Annotated in this window: 20 protein-coding genes; 4 read left to right on the top strand and 16 right to left on the bottom strand. The window is 71.2% G+C overall.

What is annotated here, in order from left to right:
* Window positions 1–158: 158 nt before the first annotated feature.
* From BL253_RS08040 to BL253_RS08005, 8 genes are all read right to left on the bottom strand, one after another.
* Window positions 159–1,529 carry a M20/M25/M40 family metallo-hydrolase gene (locus BL253_RS08040; protein ID WP_198946210.1) on the bottom strand — a complete coding sequence of 457 codons (1,371 nt, stop codon included), beginning with the start codon at window positions 1,527–1,529 and terminating at the stop codon, window positions 159–161.
* Window positions 1,522–2,994 (bottom strand): MFS transporter, encoded by a 1,473-nt coding sequence (locus BL253_RS08035; RefSeq protein ID WP_076815067.1) that lies wholly within the window; start codon window positions 2,992–2,994, stop codon window positions 1,522–1,524. The genes BL253_RS08040 and BL253_RS08035 overlap by 8 nt, the downstream gene beginning before the upstream one ends.
* Window positions 2,995–3,197: 203 nt before the next feature.
* On the bottom strand, window positions 3,198–3,548 hold the full coding sequence (locus tag BL253_RS08030; protein ID WP_071048400.1) for a YciI family protein: 351 nt from the start codon (window positions 3,546–3,548) through the stop codon (window positions 3,198–3,200).
* Entirely contained in the window at window positions 3,545–5,035 is a 1,491-nt protein-coding gene (locus BL253_RS08025; RefSeq protein WP_076815065.1) for an MFS transporter, read from the bottom strand. The genes BL253_RS08030 and BL253_RS08025 overlap by 4 nt, the downstream gene beginning before the upstream one ends.
* A gap of 139 nt (window positions 5,036–5,174) precedes the next feature.
* Window positions 5,175–5,741: a chorismate mutase gene (locus BL253_RS08020; RefSeq protein ID WP_241834616.1), complete on the bottom strand. Its 567-nt coding sequence runs from the start codon at window positions 5,739–5,741 to the stop codon at window positions 5,175–5,177.
* Window positions 5,738–6,667, bottom strand: a complete 930-nt coding sequence (locus BL253_RS08015; protein WP_076815062.1) for a prephenate dehydratase — start codon at window positions 6,665–6,667, stop codon at window positions 5,738–5,740. Before BL253_RS08015 ends, BL253_RS08020 begins: the two co-directional genes overlap by 4 nt.
* A 91-nt stretch (window positions 6,668–6,758) precedes the next feature.
* Entirely contained in the window at window positions 6,759–8,183 is a 1,425-nt protein-coding gene (locus BL253_RS08010) for an FAD-binding oxidoreductase (protein ID WP_081438099.1), read from the bottom strand.
* Entirely contained in the window at window positions 8,180–9,295 is a 1,116-nt protein-coding gene (locus BL253_RS08005) for an SAM-dependent methyltransferase (protein WP_076815060.1), read from the bottom strand. Before BL253_RS08005 ends, BL253_RS08010 begins: the two co-directional genes overlap by 4 nt.
* Window positions 9,296–9,486: 191 nt before the next feature.
* On the opposite strand from BL253_RS08005, the gene BL253_RS08000 reads away from it, so the two are divergent.
* Window positions 9,487–10,227 carry a TetR/AcrR family transcriptional regulator gene (locus BL253_RS08000; RefSeq protein ID WP_241834615.1) on the top strand — a complete coding sequence of 247 codons (741 nt, stop codon included), beginning with the start codon at window positions 9,487–9,489 and terminating at the stop codon, window positions 10,225–10,227.
* 27 nt (window positions 10,228–10,254) lie between these two features.
* On the opposite strand, the gene BL253_RS07995 is transcribed toward BL253_RS08000, so the two are convergent.
* From BL253_RS07995 to BL253_RS07975, 5 genes are all read right to left on the bottom strand, one after another.
* The gene (locus tag BL253_RS07995) at window positions 10,255–10,623 is read right to left on the bottom strand and encodes a RidA family protein (protein ID WP_241834614.1); all 369 of its coding nucleotides are present in this window, start codon (window positions 10,621–10,623) and stop codon (window positions 10,255–10,257) included.
* Window positions 10,624–10,673: 50 nt separating this feature from the next.
* A complete protein-coding gene (locus BL253_RS07990; RefSeq protein ID WP_076815053.1) occupies window positions 10,674–11,870 on the bottom strand; it encodes an alpha-hydroxy acid oxidase in 1,197 nt (398 codons plus the stop codon).
* A gap of 128 nt (window positions 11,871–11,998) precedes the next feature.
* The gene (locus BL253_RS07985; protein ID WP_076815051.1) at window positions 11,999–12,790 is read right to left on the bottom strand and encodes an ABC transporter ATP-binding protein; all 792 of its coding nucleotides are present in this window, start codon (window positions 12,788–12,790) and stop codon (window positions 11,999–12,001) included.
* Window positions 12,790–13,851 (bottom strand): ABC transporter permease, encoded by a 1,062-nt coding sequence (locus BL253_RS07980; protein ID WP_076815048.1) that lies wholly within the window; start codon window positions 13,849–13,851, stop codon window positions 12,790–12,792. Before BL253_RS07980 ends, BL253_RS07985 begins: the two co-directional genes overlap by 1 nt.
* Window positions 13,852–13,853: 2 nt before the next feature.
* Window positions 13,854–14,849 carry an ABC transporter substrate-binding protein gene (locus tag BL253_RS07975; protein ID WP_076815046.1) on the bottom strand — a complete coding sequence of 332 codons (996 nt, stop codon included), beginning with the start codon at window positions 14,847–14,849 and terminating at the stop codon, window positions 13,854–13,856.
* 616 nt (window positions 14,850–15,465) lie between these two features.
* Between BL253_RS07975 and BL253_RS07965 the strand changes: the two genes are divergently transcribed.
* On the top strand, window positions 15,466–16,374 hold the full coding sequence (locus BL253_RS07965) for a methyltransferase domain-containing protein (protein WP_241834613.1): 909 nt from the start codon (window positions 15,466–15,468) through the stop codon (window positions 16,372–16,374).
* Between the two features lie 1,079 nt (window positions 16,375–17,453).
* On the opposite strand, the gene BL253_RS07960 is transcribed toward BL253_RS07965, so the two are convergent.
* The 3 genes from BL253_RS07960 to BL253_RS07950 all read right to left on the bottom strand — a co-directional run bounded on the left by BL253_RS07960 (window position 17,454) and on the right by BL253_RS07950 (window position 22,942).
* Window positions 17,454–19,397, bottom strand: a complete 1,944-nt coding sequence (locus tag BL253_RS07960) for a vWA domain-containing protein (RefSeq protein ID WP_131831460.1) — start codon at window positions 19,395–19,397, stop codon at window positions 17,454–17,456.
* A gap of 38 nt (window positions 19,398–19,435) precedes the next feature.
* Window positions 19,436–20,488 (bottom strand): AAA family ATPase, encoded by a 1,053-nt coding sequence (locus BL253_RS07955; RefSeq protein WP_198946209.1) that lies wholly within the window; start codon window positions 20,486–20,488, stop codon window positions 19,436–19,438.
* 1,359 nt (window positions 20,489–21,847) lie between these two features.
* The gene (locus BL253_RS07950) at window positions 21,848–22,942 is read right to left on the bottom strand and encodes an NHL domain-containing protein (protein ID WP_131831459.1); all 1,095 of its coding nucleotides are present in this window, start codon (window positions 22,940–22,942) and stop codon (window positions 21,848–21,850) included.
* An 847-nt stretch (window positions 22,943–23,789) separates the two neighbouring features.
* Here BL253_RS07950 and BL253_RS07945 point away from each other — a divergent pair.
* A complete protein-coding gene (locus BL253_RS07945) occupies window positions 23,790–24,074 on the top strand; it encodes a hypothetical protein (protein ID WP_131831458.1) in 285 nt (94 codons plus the stop codon).
* A gap of 2 nt (window positions 24,075–24,076) precedes the next feature.
* A complete protein-coding gene (locus BL253_RS07940; RefSeq protein WP_076815033.1) occupies window positions 24,077–24,400 on the top strand; it encodes a hypothetical protein in 324 nt (107 codons plus the stop codon).
* Window positions 24,401–24,857: the final 457 nt, after the last annotated feature.

The following is a 24,857-nucleotide window of genomic DNA, read 5'->3' as shown; positions in this document are numbered from 1 at the left end:
GTTTCTCGGCGATCCTTGTCTGGTCGATTTTCGATCTTTGTTTTCTTGTTCTTGAACAGATGGYCCCGGCCGTGCAACAGACCCGCCGGTCTGTGCCACACCTCGGTCCGTTTCGACGCAACAACGTCGCCACGAGGTCCTCCTCCCGGGAGCCTGATTCAGCACAACTGCAGGAATCGTTCCAGGATGGCGACTCCGGCGCGGATCGCGTCGACCGGCACACGCTCGTCCACGCCATGGAAGGCCGCGGGGAAATCGAAACCGTCGGGCAGTTGCAGTGGAGCGAATCCGAAACAGTTGATGCCGAGCTGGCTGAAGTGCTTGGCGTCGCTGCCCGCGGGCAGGAGGTAGGGAACGGTGATCGCGCCGGGATCGGTGGCGATGACTGCCTGCGTGATCGCGTCGCTGACCGGCCCGCTGAATTCGGTCTCCACCGCGATGGCGCGGTAGACGATCTGGTGGTCGACGCCCGGCCCGATCAGCTCGCGCATGCGCGCCGCGCAGGCTTCTTCGGAGCCGGGCAGGAAACGGCAGTCAAACCGCGCCGTGGCATGCGGCGGTATGACGTTCGTCTTTCCGCCCGCGGCCAACTCGGTCGGCGAGGCGACGTCGCGCAGTGACGAGGCGATCATGCGGGCGGCGGGGCCGAGGTGGCGCAGCAACGCTTCTGGGTCGACCGGATCGAACGGTTCGCCGACGCAGTCGGCGACGGTCTGCAGCAGGGCGCGCGTGGTCGGGGTGAGGCGGTACGGGAACTCGTGCCGGCCGATGCGAGCGACAACCTCGGCCAGGGTCACCACGCTGTTACCGTCATTGATCATCGATGCGTGCCCGGCGGGACCGCGCGCGGTGACCTCGAACCAGAGGACGCCCTTCTGCGCGGTCTCGATGAAATACAGCCGCTGCCCGGTGGGCAGCCGCGCCGAGTACCCGCCGACCTCTCCGATGGCCTCGGTGCAGTCGTCCAGTAGGTCGCGACGATGCTCGACCAGCCACCGCGCGCCCAGTTGGCCGCCGTTCTCCTCGTCGGCGACGAAGGCGAGCACGACGTCACGGGCCGGCCGCTGCCCGCTGCCTGACCAGGCCCGGATCACCGCGAGCACCTGGGCCACGAAGTACTTCATGTCGACCGCGCCGCGACCCCACAGGCATCCGTCCGCCAGCTCGGCGCCGAACGGGTGCCTGCTCCAGATGGCCGGTTCCGCCGGGACGACGTCGGTGTGGGCGTGGATGAGGAGCGGCGGCCGTGTTCGGTCCAGTCCGGGCCAACGCGCCATGACCGTGGTGCGTCGGGGGCGGGGTTCGATGATCTCGACAGGCAGGCCCGCGTCGGCCAGAACGGTCGCGCAGTATTCCGCGGCGGTGCGCTCGCCCGGGCCATCGTCGGTGCCGTAGTTGGAGGTGTCGATCCGCAGCAGGTCAGCGCAGATGGCCACGGCGGCGTCGGCCGCGGAACGGGGGGCGCGCTCGCCCGCGGCGACCGCGGCGATCCCGGCGGCCGCGGCCGCCGGGGTCGCGCCGTCAGGCATGCTGCGGCCCACCGGGCTGGTCCAGTTCCAGAGCCGGTGTCAGTTCGCGCGCGGTGGGTGCTGGCGCTGGCCGCTGTTGGGGCAGAGCGGCGGCCTGGTCCACCGGCAGTCCCGTGGTGCGTGGCCCGAGCGCGAGGACGTCGAGGGCCAGGATGACCAGGGCGGCGGCGACCACGGTGAACACGGCTCCCGACCCGGCGTGGTCGAGGATGGGGATGAGGACGAATGGCAGCGCGGCGGTGACGAGCCGGCTCAGCGCGTATGCCGCGCCGACCGCCGTGGCACGCACCGCGGTCGGGTACAGCTCGGCCGTGAAGACGTGGTAACCGTTGGAGTAGACGTTGCTGATCAACGTAAACAGCGTTCCCCACAGGACCACGGTGGTGCCGGAACCGGCGAACCCGAACAGCAGCCCGGCGACGGCCATTCCACTGGCCGAGACCGCCACGATGGCGCGACGCTCGAAGCGTTCGATCACCGGCAGCGACAGCAGCGAGCCGAGCGGATAGCCAACATAGGTGAGGGCAAGGAAGCTCAGCGAGGTAAGCACCGTGTAGCCCTTCGCGACCAGCACCAGGGTCGCGATCGTGCCGAATCCGTAGTAGCCGATCGCCGACATCACGTTCATGATCCAAGCCATCACGGTGCGCCGCAGGAACGGCCCGGTGAACAACACACGGAACGGCGGGCGCCGCGGTGCTGTCTCGGGAGGCGTCGTCGGGGCCGGGACGGGGGCCGGTTCGGAAAGGGCGTGCCCACGCCGGACGGCGTCGGTCTCCCACGCGGTGACGATGCGGTCGGCCTCCTCATGCCGCCCGACCGACTCCAGCCAGCGCGGCGACTCGGGCAGCACCCGCCGCAGCGCCCACACCAGCACGGCGCCGAGAGCGCCGAGGAAGAACATCCAGCGCCATCCGTCGACGCCGACCGGACTGCGCCCCACGAGCCCGCGGCCGAGAAACCCGGCGGCCGGGACGCCAAGGAAGCCGATCGTGTACGCGGCGGCGATGAGCCGGCCGCGCACCCGCGGTGGCAGCAGATCGGACAGGTAGGAGTCGCCGAGCGTGAGCTCGGCCCCCAGCCCCATCCCGGCCAGGAACCGCGCGCCGACGAGGACCTCGACGTTCGGCGCCAGTCCGCCGACCAGCGAGAACACCGAGTAGATGAGCAGGTTCAGCAAGAACGAGTTGCGGCGGCCGATGCGGTCGGCCAGCCGGCCGAGTACCAGCGCGCCGGCAAACTGGCCCACGAAGGCACTGGCCAGCAGAAGCTTGAGCGAATCCCCTCCGAATCCGAAGCTCTGCTTCAGCACGACCGACAACGTGCCGGCCAGAAACACCTCGTAGGTGTCGAAGAAGAACCCGAGCCCGACGCAGATGACCGCGACGAGGTGGATCCTGCCAACCGGCAGGCGATCGAGCCGAGCCGCCAGGGACGGTTCGCCGACGCCGACAGAAGATGTCACGGCCTTTTCTCCAGGTCGCTATAGCCGCGTTTCCGCGGCAGGGAAATGGGCTCTGCCAACCCGGCGGCGTCGGCGACGCTGGCGTGTCAGTCAACGCGGAAAAGGCGCTATTCGCGGATAGCCGAGGAGGCTCGAGCGGAACGGTGTCGTCCGCTCCGTGGGCCGCCGCGACGAACAGCGCCGGTTTCGGCTCCAGACGGCGCCTAGGACGACACGGTGGCGTCGGCTGCCGCCGCCCGAGCCCGGTCCAGCTCGGCGTCGAGCAGCCCGGGTGGGTCCTCGGGAACCATCTGTCGCATGGGATGGACGACGACGGACTCGAACACTCCGGCCTGGTGGTAGGGCTCGCCCGCGAGGAACCGCGAGGCCTCGGACGTCGTCGCCACTCGCAGGGCGAACACCGCACCGATGGCGAGCCCGTCCTCGGCGGTCAGCGGGCCACCGAAGACCAGCCTCGACCGGGCGGCCATCATGTACTCGAGGTGCGCGGGCCGGATCGCGCGGCGGAGTTCCTGGGTGCCGGGCCGGTCGCGRCACAGAACTAGTACGATCATGGCTGCTGCCTTCCGTGATGACCGTCGCTACCACCGGGGCTCGGGATGTGCGCGGGGCCGCCCCGAACGGGGGTCGGGCGCCGCAGGGTCGAAGCCGCGAGGGCGGCCGCGACGGTATAGGCGGCCGCGACGGCGATGAGCGCTCGGCCGATACCCGCCCGCTCACTTCCGGCGCCCGCGACTACTCCGCCGAGCAGCGCGATGCCGAGGGTTCCGCCGATCTGGCGGGCGGTGTTGTTCAGCCCGGACCCTAGGCCGGCCCGCGCTCCCGGGACGGCCGTGACCGCGGTCGAAACCACCGCCGGCAGCGCCAGCCCGATGCCCACGCCCGCGAGCACCAGACCGGCGCCGGCAGCGGCTCCCGACGCCCGCTCGGCTGCGACGAGCGCGACACCCGCACCGGCGGCCAAGCCGCCAAGCGTCCCCGGGACACGCTGGCCGAACCGGTCGGCGATCCGCCCGGCGAGCATGCTGACGGCGGCGTAGGCAGCGAACAGCGGAGCGATGCGGACGCCCGTAGCGGTGGCTGACCGGCCGTCCACATGCTCGAAATCGAGGCTGAGCAGGTAAAGCAGACCGAGAGTCGCGAAGTTGACCAGCAGCGAGGCGAGGTTGGCGCCCCGGAAGGTTCGCGAACGGAACACCGACAGTGGCACGAGTGGCGTCGCGCACCGGCGCTCCACCGCGACGAATCCCGCCGCGAGCAGGACCGAGGCGCCGAGCGCCAGCCATCCGATGACCGACCCAGGCTCCGCGGCTGTCTCGGACAGCCCCCAGGCCAGGGCGCCCAGCATGAGAACGGCGAGGATCTGGCCGCCGCGGTCGAGTTGGCGGTCGTGGCCGCCGCGGCGCGACTCGCGCAGCACCCTGTGCCCGGCCGCGATGCTCACGAACGAGATCGGCACGTTGATCCAGAAGATCCACCGCCACCCCAGTCCGTCCACGACCAGACCACCGACGAGTGGGCCGACGACCAGGGCGATGCCGGCCACGGCCGACCACACGCCGATCGCGCGGGTGCGGTCGGTCCCGTCGAAGGCATCGGTGAGGATGGCGAGCGAAGAGACGAGGATGGCAGCGCCGGCGACGCCCTGCAAGGTGCGGAACAGGATCAGCCAGCCGACTCCGGGCGCGACCGCGCAACCGGTCGACGCGGCCGCGAAGCCGGCCAGCCCGGCCAGGAAGACCCGCCTGCGCCCGAACAGGTCGCCGACGTCGCCAAAACCGATCATGAACGCGGCGAACGTCACGAAATACCCGTCGACCACCCAGGTCACCGCGCGGGTGGACGCGTGCAGCCGGCGACCGATCGCGCCGACCGCCACGTTGACGACGGTCAGATCCAGCTGGGTGACGAACAGCCCGACGCAGGTGATGAGCAGCACCGACCAGTCCCGGCGGCTCCAGCGTCCAGCCACGGGCTGGTCGGCGCCGGCGTTCCCGCCCGCGGCGGTCGCCGCCGCTGTGCTGGGCGTCCGCAGGCTCACCGGCTAACCCACCATGGCCGGCGCGGCACCGTTCGGGCCGGCGCGATCTCCCCGGTGTCGCGTCCATCCCGTCCGTCCCAGCGGCGAGCGCGGCACGGACGGTGCGACCGGGTGGCAAGCCATCTGATCACCGTCGCTCCTAGTCATGTTCGGTGGACGGACGGACGTCGACCGACGGGGCCGGTCCTCGGCACAACAGAAGCAACGCCACCGCGACCTCGCTGCCGGCTGGGCCGAGCGCGTCCAGGAATCTGCGGGTGACCTCGTACTCGCGGCTCATCTCGATCCGCCCTCCGCCGGCGGTCATCCGCAGCTTCTGTATCCGCCAGGCCACCCGACGCCGCAGCACGATCACGTCGCGGATCACGTCGTCGAGCTCGTCGATGATCTCGCGACCCTCAGTTACCGAGTCGATCATGGAGATGTCCGGGGCCTCGGGGCCGAGCAGGTCGAGGCCGGTCAGCCGGGACCGGATCGGTGTCGGGTGCGGTCGCGCGTCGAGCTCGCCGGCGGTCACCGCGGCACGTCCCGAGAGCAGGTTCGGCCGGTCGTCAAGCGCATGGCGGGTCTCCTTCGTCGTCGTTCGTGACTGCCGGTCTCGGCCGGGCCGGCCTGGCAGTGCCCGCGGACCAGCGCGGCTGATGATCAGCAGCACGCCCCAGGCGCAGCGGTCCCAATGGGCCCGGGGCGCGTCCACCTTGGTCACCCGGCCTTCCTGGGCCGGCTGGGCGTGGGGCGACTGGGGTTGGGCTCGTCGAAGGTGCCGAGCACGCGGACCCGGACGGCGCGCTCGGCCAGCTCGCGCAGCACGGCCCGCGGCGGCGGGTCGTCGGGATGGCCGCGCCACTCGATGAGGAAGTAGGAGCGGCCCAGCCCGTCGCGGGTCGGCCGGGATTCGATCCGGAGCAGGTCGATGCCGGCGCGGGCGAACGGTTCGAGGACGGTCATCAGCGATCCGGGCCGGTCGCGCTGCTGGAAGCAGGCGATGACCGTCCGCTCGCGTCCGGTGCGGGCCGGCTCGTCGCGGCCGAGGACGACGAACCGGGTCTCCGCTGTGGCGGTCTCCCCTATGTCGTCGGCCAGAACGCTGAGCCGCGGGGCGGCGAGGCCCGCCTTTGGCGTGACCGCGGCGGTTCGGCCGGTCGGGTCGCCCAGGGCGAACTCGAGCGCGGCCGTCGTGGACGGGGCCGGGACCAGGCTGGACCGCGGGGCGTGCTCAGCCAGCCAGGCACGGCACTGGTCGAGCGCGTGCGGATGTGAGCGGACCGTGCGCAGCGCCTCCGGCCTGGCACCGGGCCGGCCGACGAGCTGGAACCGGACCGGGATGACGACGTCGCGGTGCAGGCGGACCTGGCTTCGTTCGGACGGGTCCACGGCCTTTCCGGTGCCCAGGCCGGCGAGCAGGTCGGCCGTCGGCCCGACCAGGCCGGCGACCGAGTTCTCCCAGGCCAGCACACCATAGGTGACCGACCCGTCGCTGAGCCGTGCCATGAGCTCGTCGGGGTCGGCGCAGGGGACGTGCCGCAGCGCGGCCAGGGCCGGATCGGCCAGCACGGTGCGGTGGGTGAAGGTACCCGCCGGTCCGAGGTAGCCGACGGACGCGGCTGGGGCGGGTTCGAGTGTGGTGGTCACGGCCGACTCCTGGAGGTCTCCACGCGGGACGGGTCGACGCCGTCGGTGCCGCCGGGAGCGGCCCCGGCTGGTGGGTGAAGCCTTCGAGCGACTAGCGGGCCGCCAGCGCGTCCGACAGCAGGTCGGGCCCGACGACCTTCCCTGGATTGAGCACGTTGCCCGGGTCGAACAGGCCCTTGACGCGGGCCATCCACAGGGCCGCGTCGCCGTGCTCGGCGGCCAGGTACTGGCGCTTGCTCACGCCGATGCCGTGCTCGCCGGTGCAGGTGCCGCCGACGCGCAGCGCGTGGCGGACCAACTCGTCCGAGAACAGCGCGGCCGGGGCGTCCTGGCCCTCGGCGACCGCGACGACGGTGTGGATGTTGCCGTCGCCGACGTGGCCGGTGGTGACCACGTCCAGCCCGAGATCGGCGCGCAGTTCGCTGATCACCTGCGCGTGCTCGACGATCGCCGACAGCGGCACAGCCGTGTCAGTGATCAGGTATCGCCGGCCGGGGAAGGCCCGGCGGATCGACCAGAACAAGCGGTGGCGTGCTTCCCAGATGGCCTCCCGCTCCGCCTGCGCGGTCGCCGTGCCCACCGTGCTCGCGCCGGCCTCGAGCAGGGCTCGGTGGGCGATGTCCAGCTCGGTGGCGAGGCCGGCCGCGGTGGAGCTGTGCAACTCGACGAACAGGGCAGGGGCGTCCGGGACCAGGCCGGGCACGTCCTGGGCGAGCAGGCCGGCGGTGATCTCGTCGAGCAGCTCGAGGCGGGCGATGGGCAGCCCGGTCCCGACCGCCGCGAAGGCGCCGGCGACCGCGGCGGCGACGTCGGGGAAGAACGCCCGCAGCACCGCGATCTCCTCGGGTACGGGGTGCAGCGCGACGGTGAGCTCGGTGATGACGCCCAAGGTGCCCGCCGAGCCGATGAACAGGTCGCGCAGGTCGTAGCCGCTGCTCGACTTGCGGACCGGCCGGCCCAGCCGCAGCACGTCACCGCTGGCCAGCACGACCTCCAGGGCCAGGGTGTTGGCCCGCATGCCACCGTAACGGATCGTGGTCGTGCCGCTGGCGTTGGTCGCCGCCATCCCGCCGAGGCTCGCGTCCGCGCCCGGGTCGACCGGAAACGTCAGCCCGAACTCCCTCGCCCGGGTGTTGAGCCCGTTCCTGGTCAGGCCCGGCTGCACGACCGCGCGGAAGTCCTCCGGGCACAGTGCGACGAGCCGGTTCATCCGGGAGACGTCCAGGCTCACCTCGCCGCCGAGCGGCACCACATGGCCCTCGGCGCTCGTGCCGGCGCCGAACGGGATGAGGGCCGCGTTGTGGCGGCCGGCCCACCGCATGGTGGTGACGACGTCGTCACGGGTCTCGGCGAACACCACCGCTCGCGGCGGGACGCTGTCCAGATGGTTCTCGTCGCGGCCGTGGGTGTCGAGGTCGGCCGGCCGGGTCGACACCACGCCCGCGAGCCCGGCGGCCAGCTCGGCGAGGGCGTCCGCGTCCGGGACCGTCCTGGCCGGCCGGCTGATGGTGGTCACCGCGCGGCCGACAGAGTCTCGGTGGCGGCCCGCGCGACGTCCGCGGAGGCGGCGCGTGCCGGCGCGACCGGGACCAGCTCGAACAGGACGCCGCCGGGCGGGGCGGTGGTGTGGTGGGCCGCGCGCGGCGTCCAGCCGGCCTCGGCGAACGCTTCGCCCCACTCGGCCTCGGTCGGCAGGTAGGTGTGCATGAGCGCGTGCGCGGCCTCGAAGCCGAGCCGGAAGATGGGCGTGTCCGGCCCGGGCGTGTCCTCGGACCGGACGACATCGCAGAGCAGCATCGTCCGAAGGTTCGGGAAGGCGATCCGCAGGTTGGTCAGCACCCGCACGCACGACTCGCGCGGCCAGAAGTCGTGGCCCATGAACACGCAGGTGACGACGTCGACGTCGGACAGGTCGTCGGCGGGGGTGAGCCGGTGGACGTCGCCCTGGCGCACGCTGAGCCGGTCGGCCAGGCCCTCGGCCGCGATGACCTGCCCCGCCAGTTCGACCGAGGCCGGGGCGAGGTCGATGCCCACCCCGGTCACCCCKGGATTCCGCTTCATGATCCGGACCAGGCGCCCACCCGAGCCGCAGCCCAGGTCGGCGACCCGGGTGAACTCGAGGCCGGCCAGGACGCGGTCGAACAGAGGCTCGACCTCGCCGTTGCCCATGAGCCGGGAGCTGAGGGCCACCGCGCGCATGTCGCGGTGGTAGGTGACCTCGTCCCGGTCGGGCGCCAGGTCGGCCGCGTAGGTGAACACCTCGCCGTTGCCGCGCACCAGCCAGTAGAAGTAGCCGCGCAGCTCGTACGCGTCGGCGAAGCGCGGACCGGGCCGGACCAGCAGGGCTGGGTCCGAGGTGTGCAGCTCGACGATGCCGGCCCAGGCCAGCGCGTTGAGCAGGGCGCGCGCGACCCAGGGCGACACCGGCTCGCCGCCACGGCGCAGGTCGTCCGCCCGACAGGTGCCGCCGTCGGCGAGCGTGTCGAACAGGCCGAGCTCGACGGCGGCTGAGATCGCGCTGGCGGCCACGTAGGAGGAGAAGAGGTCGGCCACCGGGCCGATGGTCGCGGGCGGCGGCGCGGCGGGGGCCGCCGAGGGAGCGGGCTGTGGCGAAAGGGAGGCGCACATAGCAATTCCTTCGCTGGGAGCCGGTGGGGGAATGGGGATTACCAGCGGTGGGCCGTCGCTAATACGAGCACGACCACAGAGCGTTCACCGCGGCCCGCTATTGCGGCCCGCGGTTCGGCGTTGGCCGAACGAGAATCAGACCAACGAACTGAGAATGTCTTTTCATTTATGGTGCGGACGACCACCGTCGGGTGTCAAGCGAAGAAATGTTAACGTTCCATATCGGCATGTTACACTTAGTGCATATTTCTGCCTCGTTTCGGCGAGGCTGGGCGATGGAAAGGGTGGTTCACACGCCTACGGCGAGCGGTTCGATCCGCGGCGAGGAACCGGGCAGCCGCCGGATCAGGCGGGATTACCTGGCGAGCCGGCGGGATCTTCTGGATGCGGCCGAGCGATTGCTCGCGAAACAGGGCGGCCGGTTCAGTCTCGTGGATCTCGCGGCCGAGGCCGGTGTGTCGACCGCCACTGCCTATCGGCATTTCCCGGACGTGGACGCGGCCCTTGACGCCTATTACACGCAGCTCGTGGAGACCCTGGTCGGCCACATGGAGGCGGTGCCGGCCGCGCCGGATGTGCTGCGCCGTTTCGTCGCCGTGTGCGAGCTGTGGGTCCGCGAGGCCGTGAGCTGGGGGCCGGCTGTCGTACACGTACGGTCCTCCCGCGGTTTCCTGCAGCGGCTGCGCGCGGACGACCCGGTGATCGGCCGGCTCTTCGGGGCGCTCGCGCCGCTGCTGACCGCGCTGACCGAGGCCGGTTTCATTCCGCCCGGGCCCGCCGAGTACGGGGTGCTCATCTGGGTCACCGTGTTCGACGAACGGGTGGTCGTCGACCTGCACGACAGCCTGGGTTGGCCGTCCGCGCGCATCGCGGCCGAGCTGACCGGCAGCGTGCTGCGCGCCCTCGGCCGGCCCGCCGGGGCGGCCGAGTAGCACTCGGCTACCCGGCCGCCCCGGCACTCAGCCGAGCACGGCCGTCGCCTCGATCTCCACCAGCAGGCCGGGCCGCACCAGCCCGCAGACCACGGTCGTCCGGGCCGGTGGGTCGACCGGGAAGGCCTCGCGGAACGCGACGTCGAGCTCCGGCGCGGCGGCGGCCTCGGTCAGGTAGCACACGCAGCGCACCACGTCGGCGAGGCGGCCGCCCGCCAGGCCCAGGACCTCGGCGATCTGGCCGAAGATGTCGCGCGCCTGGCTCACCGTCGTGCTGCCGCGAGGCCGGCCGGTCGCCGGGTCCAGGGCGACGCAGCCCGAGAGCACGACCAGGTCACCGACCCGCACCGCGGCGCTGATCGGGGCCAGGCCGGCCAGCCCGGGCGGCAGCGGCACGGTCGTCCTGGTCGAGCGTGGCCGATCGACGGATCCGGTCCTCGCGCCGATCACCATCGCGACACCGCCGACGGTCTGATCATCGTGTCGGTCAGCTCGTCGACGCCGCTCGCTCCGAGAAGCTTGATGGTCGTCGAGATCTCCTCGCGTAGCAGTTCGTGCAGCCGGCCGACGCCTTCCTCGCCGCCGGCCGCGAGCGCCATCGCCGCGGCTCGGCCGAGGACGACGACGTCGGCGCCGAGCGCCAGTGCCTTGACGACGTCGCTCCCGCGGCGGATCCCCGAGTCCAGCGCGATGGGCACCCGACCGCCGACCGCCGCGACGACCTCCGGCAGCTGGTCGAGGGCCGCGGGCACCGTGTCGAGCTGACGCCCGCCGTGGTTGCTGACCAGTACCGCGGCGGCTCCGGCCCGCACGGCCGCCTCGGCGTCGGCGCCGGTGAGGATGCCCTTGGCCATCCAGGGCAGCGGCGAGTCCGCCATCCGCGCGGCCAGCTCGTCCCAGGTCCAGATCGGCTCCCGGCGGACGAACAGCTGGCCGAGGGTGTCGGCCAGGTCGGCCGGACCGGCGTGCGGGTAGTTGCCGCTGACCACGTCGACGTCCACGTCGAACCGGTTGCGCATGTTGCGCTCACGCCAACCGGCCGTTGGGCAGTCCAGGGTCAGGCAGAGCGCGCTGAAGCCCGCGGCGGCGGCGCGGCGCAGCATCGCGGCGAAGTTCGCCAGGTTGCCCATCGGGTGCAGCTGGGCCATCCGCGCGGCGCCCGGCGCCGCCGTCGCCACCTCCTCCCAGGAGTACGACCCGGCCTCCGGCACGATCGAGGCCACGCCGGCCTTGGCGTTCGCCCGGGCGACGGCGAGCTGGCCGTCCCGGTGCATCAGCCGGTCGGCGCCGAACGGGCTGGTGAGCACTGGCATCGACAGCTCGATGCCGAGGAAGGTGCAGGCCAGGTCCGGCTCGCCGGCCCCGGTCATCAGCCGTGGCAGCACCGACCACCGCTCGAAGGACGACAGGTTCGCCCGTAGCGTCTGCTCGCCGCCCGAACCACCGTCGAGGAAGTCCCACACCTGCGGGGGCAGCGCGCGACGGGCCTCCTCGTAGATCTCCCCGACCGTGGCGAACCGGTCGGCCGAGGTGAAGGAGACGAACGGGCTCGGGTCGGTCCCGGTCGGGGCCGTCGCGTCCGGCGGCCGGGTGGGCCGCGCCGGCGGGACCTCGGCCTGGGTCGAGGCGTCAGTGGCTGTCACGTGTCACTCCACTCCACTCCACTCCTGTCTGATCGGCGGCCGTGCCGGGCGATCAGGACGTCGCCGAGCGGACGGCCTGCGTCCCGGCCGCCGCTTCGGTAAGGCTCGATGTCTGTCGGTCGGCCCGGTCACCCCGCGAGCAGCTGCCGGTCCGACGGTGCGTCCCCGAGCCCGGACACGATGTCGACCAGGTCAGACGGCGTCAGCGCCGTCTTCGCGGGCCCGGCCACGTCGTAGATGACCCGGCCGCGCGACATCACCAGCAGCCGGTCGCCGACCTCGATCGCGTGGCGCATGCTGTGCGTGATCATCATCGAGGCGCAGCCCAGTCGTTCGTGCATCTGGAGGGTGAGGTCGAGGACCCGCGCCCGGGTCCTGGGGTCCAGCGCCGCGAGGTGCTCATCGAGCAGCAGGAGCTTGGGTTTCCGCAGGCCGGCCATCAACATCGTCACGCTCTGCCGCTGCCCCGCGGACAGCAGCGTCACCGGGTCGGCGAGGCGGTGTTCCAGGCCCAGGCCGAGCACGGCGAGGTCCTCGCGCATGCCGGCGCGCCGGCCTGGGGTGACCGCGGGCGACAGCCGCCGCCGGCGGCCGCGGGCGGCGGCGAGAGCGAGGTTGTCGGCCAGGGAGAGATCGGGCGCGGTGCCCGCGAGCGGGTCGTCGAAGACGCGGGCCACCGCGCCGGCGCGGGCGTGGACCGCCAGCCGCGTCACGTCCCGGCCGCCGAGCAGCACCCGCCCCCGGGTCGGCCGGTAGACCCCGGCCACCACGTTGACCAGGCTGCTCTTGCCGGCGCCGTTGCTGCCGACGACGGTGACGAACTGACCAGCCGGGATCTCCAGGTCGACGTGGTCGAGCGCGACGACCTCCGTCGGGGTGCCCGCGCCGTGCACCAGGCGCACACCGTCCAGCCGCAGCATCAGCCCGCCTCCTTCATCGTCGCCGAGGCCGCGGCCCGCCCGGCGGCGGCGGGCTGGCGGGCAGGGGGGACAGTCGGACCGTCGTCGGCCACCGACCGGCCACTCGCCACGGCGGCGGTCCTCGGGCCGTCCAGCGCCACCGCCCGGCTGCCGAAACGGCCGCCCGCGCCGACCCGGCCCAGCGCTCGGCCGATCTCGGGCAGGTAACGGTTGAGCGCGACCGCCGCGACCAGGGTGAGCGCGGTGATGCCGGACAGGTCGGTCGCCTGCAACCCGGCCCGCAGCGCGCCGACCAGGATCAACCGGTACAGCAACGTGCCGGCGACCACGGCGGCGATCACCCGGCCGACCCGGGACGCCCCGCCCGGCCGGGCGATCAGCTCACCGAGCATCACCGCGCCGACACCCGCCAGCAGCGTGCCCGTGCCGGTCGACGAATCGGAGAAGCCCTGGGACTGCACGGTCAGCGCGCCCGACAATCCGGCGCTGGAGTTGGCCAGTGCCAGGCACAGCGCCAGCGAACGCCGGTCGTCGACGCCCTGAGCCCGGGCCATCCGGGGATTGACCCCGGTGGCCCGCAACGCCAGGCCGACCTCGGTGAGCAGCAGGTAACCGACGACGGCGAGGAACACGGCGGCGAACGCGGCGAGGATCGCGATCGTCAACCAGTCCTGAACCTCCGGAGCCAGGCCGATCAGCCCACCGAACAGGGTCCGACCGCTGTCCAGGCTGATCGACGGCCGTCCCAGCACGCGCAGGTTCAGCGTCGTCATGCCGATGCTCATGACCAGCCCGGCCAGAATGACCGGGATGCGAAACGCCAGGTGCAGCCCGGTCGTGACGAGCCCCGCGACGGCGGCCCCGGCCACGGCCACGAGCATCGCCAGCGGCACGCCCAGTCCGTGATTGAGCAGCACGGCGGTGATCGCGCCGCCCAAAGTGAAGCTGCCGTCGACGGTGAGGTCGAAGTCCTGCCGGATGCGGACGACGAGGTAGATGCCCATGACGACCGGCAGCAGCGGCAGACCGGCGATCAGGGTGTCGGTGACGAGGAATCGCATGGCTAACCCATCGCCGCGGACGGCACGGTGACCCCGAGCGCGCCGAGCGTCGAACGGTTGACGTCCCACTCGAGCCCACCCGGCCGGCCGAACGGGGTAGCCGCCGGCTGGGCACCGTCGAGGACCTTCACGGCGACGTCGGCGCCCTGCGAACCCAGGTCCGCGTAACTCGGCCCCAGCGTGGCCAGCACCCCGCTTGTGGTCGCGTCTCCCGACGTCAGGTACAGCGGGATCTTGTTCGACAGGGCGACCGCGCCGACCGCCGCGACTCCCGACGCCACTGCCGCGTCAGGCCCCACGAGGATCGTGTCGGTCCGGCCGACCAGGGAGCGGGCGGCGCTCTGCACGTCACCGGCGCTCGCCACGGTCGCCTCGACCAGTGCGAGACCGGGCCGCGCCTTGATCGCCGTCCGCAGCTGCGCGACCCAGACCTGGCTGTTCTCGTTCGACGGATCGTRGATCGTCCCGATCCGCTTGGGCGCCGGGGTGACCTTGGCCAGCTCGCCGAGGAGCTCGGCGGGGTCGACGAAGTCGATCGTGCCCGTGACATTGCGTCCGGGGTGGTCCAGGCTGTCGGCCACCTTGCCGCCAACCGGATCCCCCATCGCCAGCGCGATGATCGGATGCGTCTTGTCCTGCTGCGCCATGGCGATGACGGCCGGAGTGCCGATCACCGCGATCAGCGAGGAACTGGACCGGGAAAGGTTGCGGGCGATGCTCTGGATCAGGGACGGATCGCCGTTCGCGTTGCTGACGCTGTAGCTGACCGTCCGTCCGGCCAGCTTGGCCGTGAGCTCCTTCTTGAACGCCGTCTCCAGGGTGGTGACGACGTCGGCTTGCGCGACCTCGAAGATGTTGACCTTGACCGTGCCCGAACCGGCGCTCGACGAGGTCGTCGATCCGGACGAGCTCCCGCAACCCGCGATCACACCGATCATGCCGATCGCGCCCAGTAGCGCGCCGGCCATCCGGCGGCGACGCGTTGCCCCCAGCTTCATCCGAGCTCCCAATCTGAGAAGTTCTTCTCAGGTCAGGTTGGGAACCTCGTGTTTCTTACCGATAAAGGTCCCCGATCGTTCTGGTAACGACTCTGCGGGCTGGTGTACTCACTGTGAGCATTGATCCCGGTCTCGGAGACTCTGTGTGATAAAAGTGGCGTTCCTGGCATACGCGGCGTCGATCGCGACCGTCCGCCGAGGGCGCGGGGACGCGGTTCGCCCGGTCCGGATGCCGTCCTGGTCACGGAGGCGTGGGGACTGTCCGCGACATCGGCTTCGCGTTGCAGGGCTTCGGCGGCATCCGGGCCGCGGTCCCGACTGACGAGGACCAGCCCCACGCTGGCGCCGATGCGATGTCCGTGGTCCGCCAGGGTGCACGGCGCACGGATGGCCGCCACGAGCCCGTGCGCGAGGGACTCGGCTTCCGAGTAGCCTCGGGCGTTATCGAGTGTCAGGCTGGCCGCGTGCACGTCGGGCGGGCCGGGCCTGATCTCACGGACCGTGACCCGCTCACCTCCTGCGTTCATGTTCACAAAGAAGATCAGCGCCAGATCCCGATCCCACCTACGACGGCAGTCGCGGTACCTGCGGCGCGGTAGGAGGTGAGGATGTGGCCGTGAACTCCTCGCCGCGGGCTCGCGGTTTTGACCCCGAACCCGGTCCGGCGAGCACCGCGAGTCCGCCCGCGGGGGCTGCCGGCTCGCCTGGCGGGGCCTCGTCGCCGGGCGTGCTGGGGTCTGCCCCTGATCACCGCTACCTCCTCGACAACGCGCAGGCCGAGGCGGGCGAGCGGTTCGTCGCGCTGGCCGAGCTGTTCGACGGCGTGACGCGCGGGCACTTCGACCGCCTGGGGGTGGGGCCGGGATGGCGCTGCTGGGAGGTGGGGGCCGGAGGTCGCAGCATCCCCGAGGCGCTCGCCGCGGCCGTCGGACCGACCGGATACGTACTGGCGACGGACATCAATCCGGTGTGGCTGGACCCGCATGGGATCTACGAGGTACGCCGGCACGACATCGGCGCGGATCCGCCGCCGGGGACGTTTGACCTGGTGCACGCCCGGCTCGTCCTCGTCCATGTGCCCGACCGCGCTCGAGCGCTGGCAACGATGGTGGCGGCGCTGCGGCCCGGCGGCTGGCTTGTGGTGGAGGATGCGGACACCGAGCTGCAGCCGTTGGTGTGCCTCGACGAAAGCGGTCCGGCGCAGCGGCGAGCCAACCGGCTGCGGCGCGCCTTCCGGGAGTTGATGACACGCCGCGGCGCCGATCTGCGCTACGGCCGTACGCTGCCTCGGACGTTGCGCGAGGCCGGCTTGGTCGACGTCGCGGCGGCGGGCAGTTTCCCGGTCGGCGGGGCGGTCTGCGACCGCTTGGAGATCGCGACGATGCGGCAGGTCCGCGCCGAGCTGGTCGCCGCCCGGCTGACGGATGAAGCCGAGATCGACGCGCACGTCGCGGCCGTCGGCGCTGGCGAGCTCGATCTCACCCTCGCACCGATTATCTCGGCGTGGGGACGTCGCCCCGACTAAGGGGATCTTGGCGTGGGTTGAGGTATCCCGGAACGAGCGGTCGGGGTTCCGGTCCGCCATCGAGACCCACATGGCTGATCAATAYGGCGTCGACAATAGCCGATCAAGACATTTGTCGACATTGAATTTCGACGCGGATTGCCGACCCTCGACGAGGGGTTTCTGTGGTGGTCGCCAGCTGGTGTCGACAGACGACCGTTTACCGACAAGATCGGACGGTACGCCCGGCTACAGAGCACTGGTAGGGCAGGTGTTCCGGTACGGCTCGCCCGACAGGTAACGGGACGCGGTCGCCGGACGTTGCTGTCTCCAGTGCCTTTCGGCAGTTAGCAGCAAGATCACATTGGGTGTGAAATGGATGYGGAAGCGCAAGCACGAGCCGTCACGCACCGACACCAGACGTCAGAGGTGGACCGCAACAACCCCTGCGGCTGTTGACGCCGCAGCGCCAACCGGTCCACCCTGACCGAACGACAGTAACTCTCCGTGACTCTTCATTCGTGGGGTCGTGAATGTGCTCGGCTGGGAAGTCGTCGGGGTAGGCCGCGGTGAGGACTGTGGCCGGGATGCAGTCGTGGTTGTGGGACCAGGTGCTTGCCGCGTGGAGTACTGGTTCAGTTCCTTCGTCGGTGACGAAAGTGAAGTCGACCCGTTGCGGAACAGTGCGCAACACATGCTGTCCCCCACACGATTCGAGCCGTTGCCACTGGCAGTCCGCCGCGGCCAGTGCGCCGGCTACCTGGGCGAGCGTCGGCCGCGGTGGCAGGGTGATGCTCTGCGYGGGCTGGGCGGATACCGACAGTGCCACGGTCTCTCGCCAGATCTGGACCGTCAGGGCGGTGATGATCCGGCAGCGGCACGCGACGAACTCGACATCGCCGTAGGAGTACAGGTGCGGCCACCGGTGGCGTCTGTGGACCCGCCCGATGTCCCACGGCATGCCGTAGGCGGCAGCGACCTCTCGCAGCCGGGCGCCGGGATAGAGGGGTCCGATCCGGCCCGTTGAGCCGAACGCTGCCAGGACAGGAGGCGCCTCCACGTCCTCGACCTCCCAAGCCGGCATCGTGGTTTGAAGATCTCTAGCGGATACGGAAGACCGGGCCGCGTGGGGTGAAGGGCAGGTGTGCGCCGGTGGGGATGAGGTAGGCGTGGGAACGGCGGATCCGTAGCACGTCGCACCCGCCGTCGGTGATGACCAGGACGGGTGCGTCGGCGGGGAAGTCGAGGGCTCGGTCGAGGGCGTCGAGGCCGGGCTGGAGGCGGGTGCCGCCGCGGCCGCGGACCTTGACGCGCCCGGCGATGTCGTCGGGGGCGAGGTAGCCGGCGTCGTAGGGGGCGGCGTCGCAGAACATGACGCGGGCGGCGGGGACGTCGCGGGCCGCAGCGTAGGAGGCGATGGCGCCGAGTGCCTTGCCGAGCAGCTCGGCGTTCATCGATCCGGACGTGTCGAGCACGACGCCGAAGGTGCGGCGCACGACGAGTTCGTCCGCGTGGCGGTGTCCGGGGCGAGGGATGTCGGGGGTGCTGGCCTGGCGGCGTGACGGGCGGGCGTAGGAGCGGGTCGCCTCGAGGGCGGGGAAGTGTTCGTCGAACCAGCGGGCCAGCGCCACGTCCCAGCCGATCGGCGGGTGCGCGAGCGCGCGGATCTCCGCGACCAGCCCGGCCGGCACCGTTCCGCGGGCGGCGGCTTGGTGGGCGGCGAGGCCGGAGGTCAGACTGCGGCGAAGTAGCTCGTCGAGGTCGATTGCCCTGTCCGCCGGCGTGGGCCGGCCGGGTGCCGGGCCGACCAGGTCACCGCCCACGTCCTGGCCGATACCGTGCTCGCCGCTGCCGGCCGTGGCCGGCCGGATCGGCCCACCCCGGCCGGCCGCGCGTCTGCCGGCTGTGGCCGCGGTGGTGGTGATGCCGCTGGAGGTGCGGCGGGCGTGGCCGCGCAGGGTGGCGAGCTTGCGGTAGCGGCGGGCTTCGAGGGCGATCCGGTCGTAGACCGCCTCCGCGCTGTGCCCGGCGAACTTCGGGTCATAAAGGCTGCCGTCGGGTAGTTCACCGACGGCCATCTGGACCAGCCAGCCGTTGATGACGAAGTCACAGGCAAGATTCCACAGGTAGGGGTCACGGCCGCCGAGCCGGGCCGGGTGCGCGAGCGCGGCATGCAGCGCCTCGTGGGCGAGGACGAAGCGCCATTCGGCGCCGGTCAGCCGGGCGAGCGGGTTGACGTAGACCTCGCCGGCCTCAACCGAGACCGCGGCGATGGCGATGTCCCAACCGGAGGCCAGCTCGGCGTCGGCGACCAGAGTGAGGGCGGAGAACACCGCACCCAGCAGCGGGTAGGACGAGACGAACCAGCGGCGCGCAGCCTCCCACGGGTGCAGCGCGCCGGCGTCGGCGTCGAGGCTGGTCCGCAGCCCGCCGGCGACGTCGATCGCCGCGCCGACCGCCGCGGTCAGTCCGGCAGCGAACCGGTGGGCGAAATCAGGCTGGGTGTACCAGGCCGGCCCGGGTGGCGCCCGGCGCAGGTCGGGCTGCCCTCCGGCGACGCCCTCACCGCGCCACCGCTCAGGAACACCGGCACGGCGCCACTCCCGGGCGAGGGCAGCCTCGTCGGCCGACGGGTAGTCACCAGGCGCGGGGGCGCCCTCGACGCCGGCCGGGCGCCGGCCCAGACGCAGCGTGGCCAGGAACCGGTTGACCGCGACGTCGCAGGCGGCCAGATGCGCCACATCCAGCGAGCCACCCCCGGTCGTCGAGCTGCCCCCGGTCGTCGCCGGGTCGGCATGGCCGAGGCCCAGATGCAGCAGCAGGTGCGCGAACACCCACGCCCACTCGTCCGGGTCGGCGAGCCGGCTTGGATGAGCGTCGATCTGCCCGTTCGACCAGACCACCGCCCAACCGTCCGCCGGCACCACCCCGGCATCCGCGCGGCTGGGCGAGGAGACCGCCAGCGGCCTGAACAGCGGATGCCGCGTGACGCGGCGCCACCCCTCCTCGAGGGCGGCCGCGGCCAGCCGGTCCCGGCCCGTCACCGCCCCCGCCGCGGCGCGGCGGCCCGCGCCACGGGCCATCACAAGGCCCGGGCCGCGACCAGTCGCGGCAGGTCACGAACCGTCTCGGTAAGAAACCAGCCAGGCAGCACCGGATTGCCGTCGGCGTCCCCAGCGAGCACCAGCTGGGCGATTTCGGCGGAGATCTCGGCAAGCTCCACAAGCAGCGCCTTCGCCCGCACCGCGAGACGCACCGCGCTCGGCGGGGCGCCGACCCGGCTGGCGGGCAGCTCCTTGATAAGCCGGGCGCGCAGACTCATCGCCAGGAAATGCAGCAGATCGCCGTCGCCGGGGCCAGACGGCCAGCGCAGCTCGCCGGCAAGGATCGCCTCCAGGTCGTAGGCATGCTCCCGGATCCGGACAAACGCCTGGAAGCCTGCCGCGTGCTCGGCCGACACACAGCCATGGGCGAGCATGCCGACCTGTTCGTAGCTGATCTGCGACCCCCAGGCGTGCAGCACATCGGACAGGGCGTGCCACGAGCGCGGGGTGGAGAACGGCTGCTCGGTCTTCGGCGGCGCGACCCACAGATGATCCGGCCGGTTACGCACATAATCGACCACGTGCGGATGGATGCCGGCGCCGGCCGCCCAGCGCAGCCAGTCCGACGCGGAGGCCCGCAGGTGGACGTGCACGAACCGGTTCGCCAGCGCCGAACTCATCGGGCGCACGATCGCCTGGTCGGTCGCCCGGTTCCCCGCCGCGATCACCACCGACCCGGCAGGCAGCTCGTAGCCCCCGAGACGCCGGTTGAGGACCAGAGAGTAGAACGCCTTCTGCACCTCGGTGCTCGACCCGTTGAGCTCGTCGAGGAACAGCACATAGGCACTGTCGCGGGCGATCATCTCCGGCGGGGCGAACCGCGACCGGTCCGTACCATCCGCCCGGGTCACGATCCGCGGCACACCGATCAGATCCTCCGGCGCCAGCTGCGTACCCAGCAGCGTCACACAGTCCATCCCGACCGCGGCGGCGAACTCCTCCACCAGACTCGACTTCCCAATCCCGGGCGCACCCCAGACATGCACCGGCCGCACCGTCGCCACCCGTAACAACACCTCCGGCAACTRCACGGGCGTAATCGTCACAGCAGGCAGCAAACACGACCTCCACAATGGGATCCGACACGGGACGAGCCAGACGCAGACGCGAAAGCGCCAGACCGAGTACGCCGGCGACTTGACGACACCGACTGAACACGACAATACCGGCACCTGCAGAACCGATCTCCTGATTTTCCGGCCCCGTGCGCGSCCCACCTCACTATCACCGTGCCGAACGCCGGTCGCCCCTGGTCAGCCCGGCCCTGGCGCGTGGACGGTCTCGTCCGAGAACGGGCACCAGGATCCCGGCCGCCGAGCAGACAGCCCAAGCCGTGGCAGCCAGCGGTCCAGACCCACGAATCCACCAGCCCAGCGCACGCCAGCGCCACGGCGACGAGACCGGCCAGCGGAGCCACACGCCACTCGCACCGCCGACCACAGCACCAAGATCACCGGGACTGTAGTGCTAGGGCAGGGAAAGGCGTCGAAGGACAGGAACGTCCCACTCGTCGGGTCGTACCAGCGCGCCTGGGCAGCGATCAGGTGGGTGTCGTAGTCAATCCCAACTGCCTTGACATCGATCTGCAGCTCCGAGTTGGTCGCGGTGGTGGGCTGGCTGAACGGCGCCAGACCGGTGGACCGCCACGGCGTCGAATCACTCGATCAAACTCGACTCGTCGACCGGCCCCCGATCCCGACCCAGCCGATGCAACTGCGCCGCCCGCGGGGCGCTCCTTGAACCTGGAGGCGCGGCCCCATATCCCGCGCGGCGCTCCCGGCCTACGACTCCGGCGACAGGACCAACTTCAAGCTTCCAAACCATTTATACGATCTCGAGTGATACAGATGCAATCGCGGCAACTACGCTGATTTGCAGCCCCCCCCCCCGCCCGAAACCAGACCAATGACGGCAATGACGGCAATGACGAGGATCGGACCAGATCAAGAGATAGCCCTTCAGGCCAAGGAGAATCGCTCGGCTCCACCAGCGTCGCCGTCACCTGGTCTAGTGGCGCCCAGAACCCGGATGCCGCTCAAGCGAGCAGAAGTAGACGTCACGAAATGAAATCTTCATATCTGGCTTCTCGGGCCCCCAGAGAAACCCCATCTCCAGGGCATCGGTTTCGTCAATGCGCTCTAGCGAAAATCGATCCAGGAAGTACCCCTCGCAGCGAGGGGCTACTTCGATAAATTTCCGATGAGGATTCATCTGATCACCACATCCCTATCGGAGTCCTGGTCGACGCCCTGATCGGCAGGCGGGCATGGCGCGGTATCTGGCCTCGGCCTGCTGACGCGCCAGCCGGGACCTTGGGCGATATACCGCCGCGGCCACCTGCCCGCGACGGCATATCGGGGCGGTCGTGCCCGCCGGTCGGACGCGGCGGCTCACGGCGCTCTGACGGCGATGGTGGTGATGATCCCGTCGGGGCTGATCCGCCGGACGCGATGGGTCGTGATCTCGACGATGTAAAGCGCTCCGCTCGCGTCGACGACCACCGCGTTGGGCCACGACAAGGGCGCGGCCACCGCCGGGCCACCGTCACCCCCGGAGCCCGGCTGGCCGGTGCCCGCGACGGTCGTGATGATCCCGTCCGGCCCGATCCGGCGGACGGTTCCTCTGGTGGGGCTGAGGACGTACATCGTCCCGTCAGGCCCCATCTCGAGGACGGGCTGGAGCAGGCCCGCCTGCGACGCCGGGCCGCCCTCACCCATCCGGCCATCGGCGGTCTCGTCGCACCGGCCACCGGCGACGATGGTGAATCCGCCGCCCGCGTCGAGGCGGTCGACCGTGCAGTTGATGAGATCGGTGAAGTAGACGGCGCCGTCAGGACCGACCTCGACGGTGCTCAGGCCGCCGCCGGGCACGTGGATCACCGTGGAGATGACGCCGTCGGGCGTCACCTTGCGGATGCGCTCGTTCTCGTAGTCCGCGAGGTAGATCGTGCCATCGGCGAGCACCGCGAGGTCCTCGACCGAGCCGATCTGCGCCTCGGTGGCGGGGCCGCCGTCACCGGAAAATCCCTTGGCACCGGTCCCGGCCACTGTGGCGACGCCGCTGGAGACGATTTGATTGATGCGGTACTCGTGGCTGTCGGGGTAGTAGAGCTCGGGGTAGTCAGGGTTACCGGTGTAGGCGAAGTCGACCTGCCCGATGACCGGACGGCCGCCGTAGCGCGGATAGCCGACGTCGAGGTTGACGACTTCGCCGTCCCGACCGATCTCGTAGATCGTGGCCCCGGTGGCATCGTTACTGGACACATACAGCGTCCCGTCCCTGCTCACCGCCAGGTTCTCGGGCGCGAAGTCCAGGATCTCGACGGCCTCACCGGCATAGGAGGGCCCGGAGACGGGCGGTCGGAGGCCGGTAGGCGACGGGAAGACGGGCAGCGCGGTGGGGGCGGTTCCAGCCGCGTCGGCGGGCGGGCCGGCCGACGAGTCCTCCGAGTCGCCGACGATGAACGCCGTCGTCCCGGCGGCCACGAGGACCACGACGGTGGCGAGGACCGCCGGGATCAGCCAGGTCCGGCGGCGCCTCCGTCCGACCCCGCCCCCAACGGGCCTGTAGCCGGCCGGCGCCGGGCCGCCCCACGGCCCGGCGCCGGCCACAGGCACCGGCGCGGGGCTGGGGCCCGTCGGGCCGCTCGGAACAGCCCACGGCATAGCGCCCGTCGGGCCGCTCGGAACAGCCCACGGCATAGCGCCCGTCGGGCCGCTCGGAACAGCCCACGGCATAGCGCCCGTCGGGCCGCTCGGAACAGCCCACGGCATAGCGCCCGTCGGGCCGCTCGGGACGGACCAGGATACGGCGGCGGCCGGGGAACCGTAGGGCGCGCCGCTGGGAGGGGGCCAGAAAGCGGCTTCCGGAGAGACGGCGGGGCCGCCGGCGGGAGCCGCCGGGGCGACCAGGCCGGAAAGGGCCGCGGCGAGGCCCGCGGAGGGGCTGACGTTGGCGGAGGCGAGGCCCGCAGAGCGGGCGACGTCGTCCTCTGGTGGCGCGGCGACGGCGATCCCCGAGGGAGCGGAGCCGGTCCGATGGTCGTGCTCGCCCGCCAGCCCGGGTTCAGGGACTGGCGGCGCGGCGTCCAGATGATCGGCTGGGAGGCCCGTTCCCGGGCCGGAAGGCACGGTGCCGTCTGGCGCCGAACCAACGGTCACAGCCGTCTGCGCTCCCCCCGCCGGAACCAGCCAACCAGCCCAATATAGGGCATGTCGGATTGAGTACGGCGATGCTAGCGGACGGATTCGGTGGGATCCATCCGTGCTGTTCCTGTCGAGGATCCGGTCGCGKCCGGCCTAGGAACAAGGACTGTCGCTGTTGGGTTGGTGGGTGCCGAGGCATGATCGGTATGTGGAGCTGTGGGAGGAACTGGTCGAGGCCGAGTCCCGTTACATCACCGTACGGATGCGGATGTTCGCGGCAGGCGCTTCGGAGCAGCTCYGTGATGCGCTGGCGGACGCCCGGGGGCGACGGACCGCGCTGCGGGCACTGGTGGAGGCGCCGGTCGAGCTGACAATGGCGCTGGTGGAGCAGGTGTTCCAGACCGGGACCGAGACGCCCGTCAACCTGGATCTCGTCCTCGCGGTCCGCGCCGGGTCGACCCGGGCTGGCTGACAGTGGCGTTATGGCCCGCGCTGTCCCACCAGTTCAAGAGCGCGGCGCAGCCTGACTGGGCGAGCTATCGGTATGGAGCGCAGCTGCTCGCCGATCTCGACCAGCCGACGCTGCTGGGCCTGCTGCTGACCTGGGCCGCCGACGTTGACGATCCCGACGTCCGCGAGGTCATCAACGACTTCGCTCCCCTCGTCGAGCACCCATCCAGCGGTCGACCGGTGGACCTGCCCACGTTCCCGGCACAGGCCGGCGACGAAGACGAAGCGGGCTGGGAACACGACAGCCCATACCTGCGCAGAACGACCCCTGACTGGATGTTTACGTAGTCTTGGTGACGATAAGTCACCTTTGATGCCGACGACTTTTGTGCCTTTCGCCCTGTAGGGGCATGTCTGTGCGTCCCGAAACTGCGATCACAGCATCCATCGAGCGTGGATATGCGGCTCGGTGCCCGTCTGGTTCGGCGATGGCCCGGAAACTCCCTCCCGGCCGGGAGACCGGTGTCCGCTCCTGCGGTTGAGGGCCCACCGGGCAGGTAGGAGCATCTGACATGAGCAGCCCCCGCAAGCCCTACCCCAGTGACCTGTCCGACGCCCGCTGGGAGCTGATCGCCCGTAGCTGTTCAGCTGGCGTCGTAGCTGATTGTGCTGGTCATCAGACGGGTTGTGCCGCTGGTGGTAGCCAGGGGCCGGTGGTGAAGAGCCGGGTGAGGGCGTCGAGGGTGTCGAGGCCCCATTTGCTGGCGGTGGACAGGTAGGACTGGACGATCGCGAAGTCGGCGAG

It is taken from the genome of Pseudofrankia asymbiotica, assembly GCF_001983105.1.
GTDB lineage: Bacteria > Actinomycetota > Actinomycetes > Frankiales > Frankiaceae > Pseudofrankia > Pseudofrankia asymbiotica.
Note: the sequence above shows the minus strand (reverse complement) of the source record. Positions and strands in the feature narration are given on the sequence as shown.

Bases quoted from the DNA above. Each gene is read 5' to 3' on its own strand.
- BL253_RS08040 (WP_198946210.1), bottom strand. From the start codon at position 1,529: ATGCCTGACGGCGCGACCCCGGCGGCCGCGGCCGCCGGGATCGCCGCG.
- BL253_RS07985 (WP_076815051.1), bottom strand. From the start codon at position 12,790: ATGCTGCGGCTGGACGGTGTGCGCCTGGTGCACGGCGCGGGCACCCCG.
- BL253_RS07980 (WP_076815048.1), bottom strand. From the start codon at position 13,851: ATGCGATTCCTCGTCACCGACACCCTGATCGCCGGTCTGCCGCTGCTG.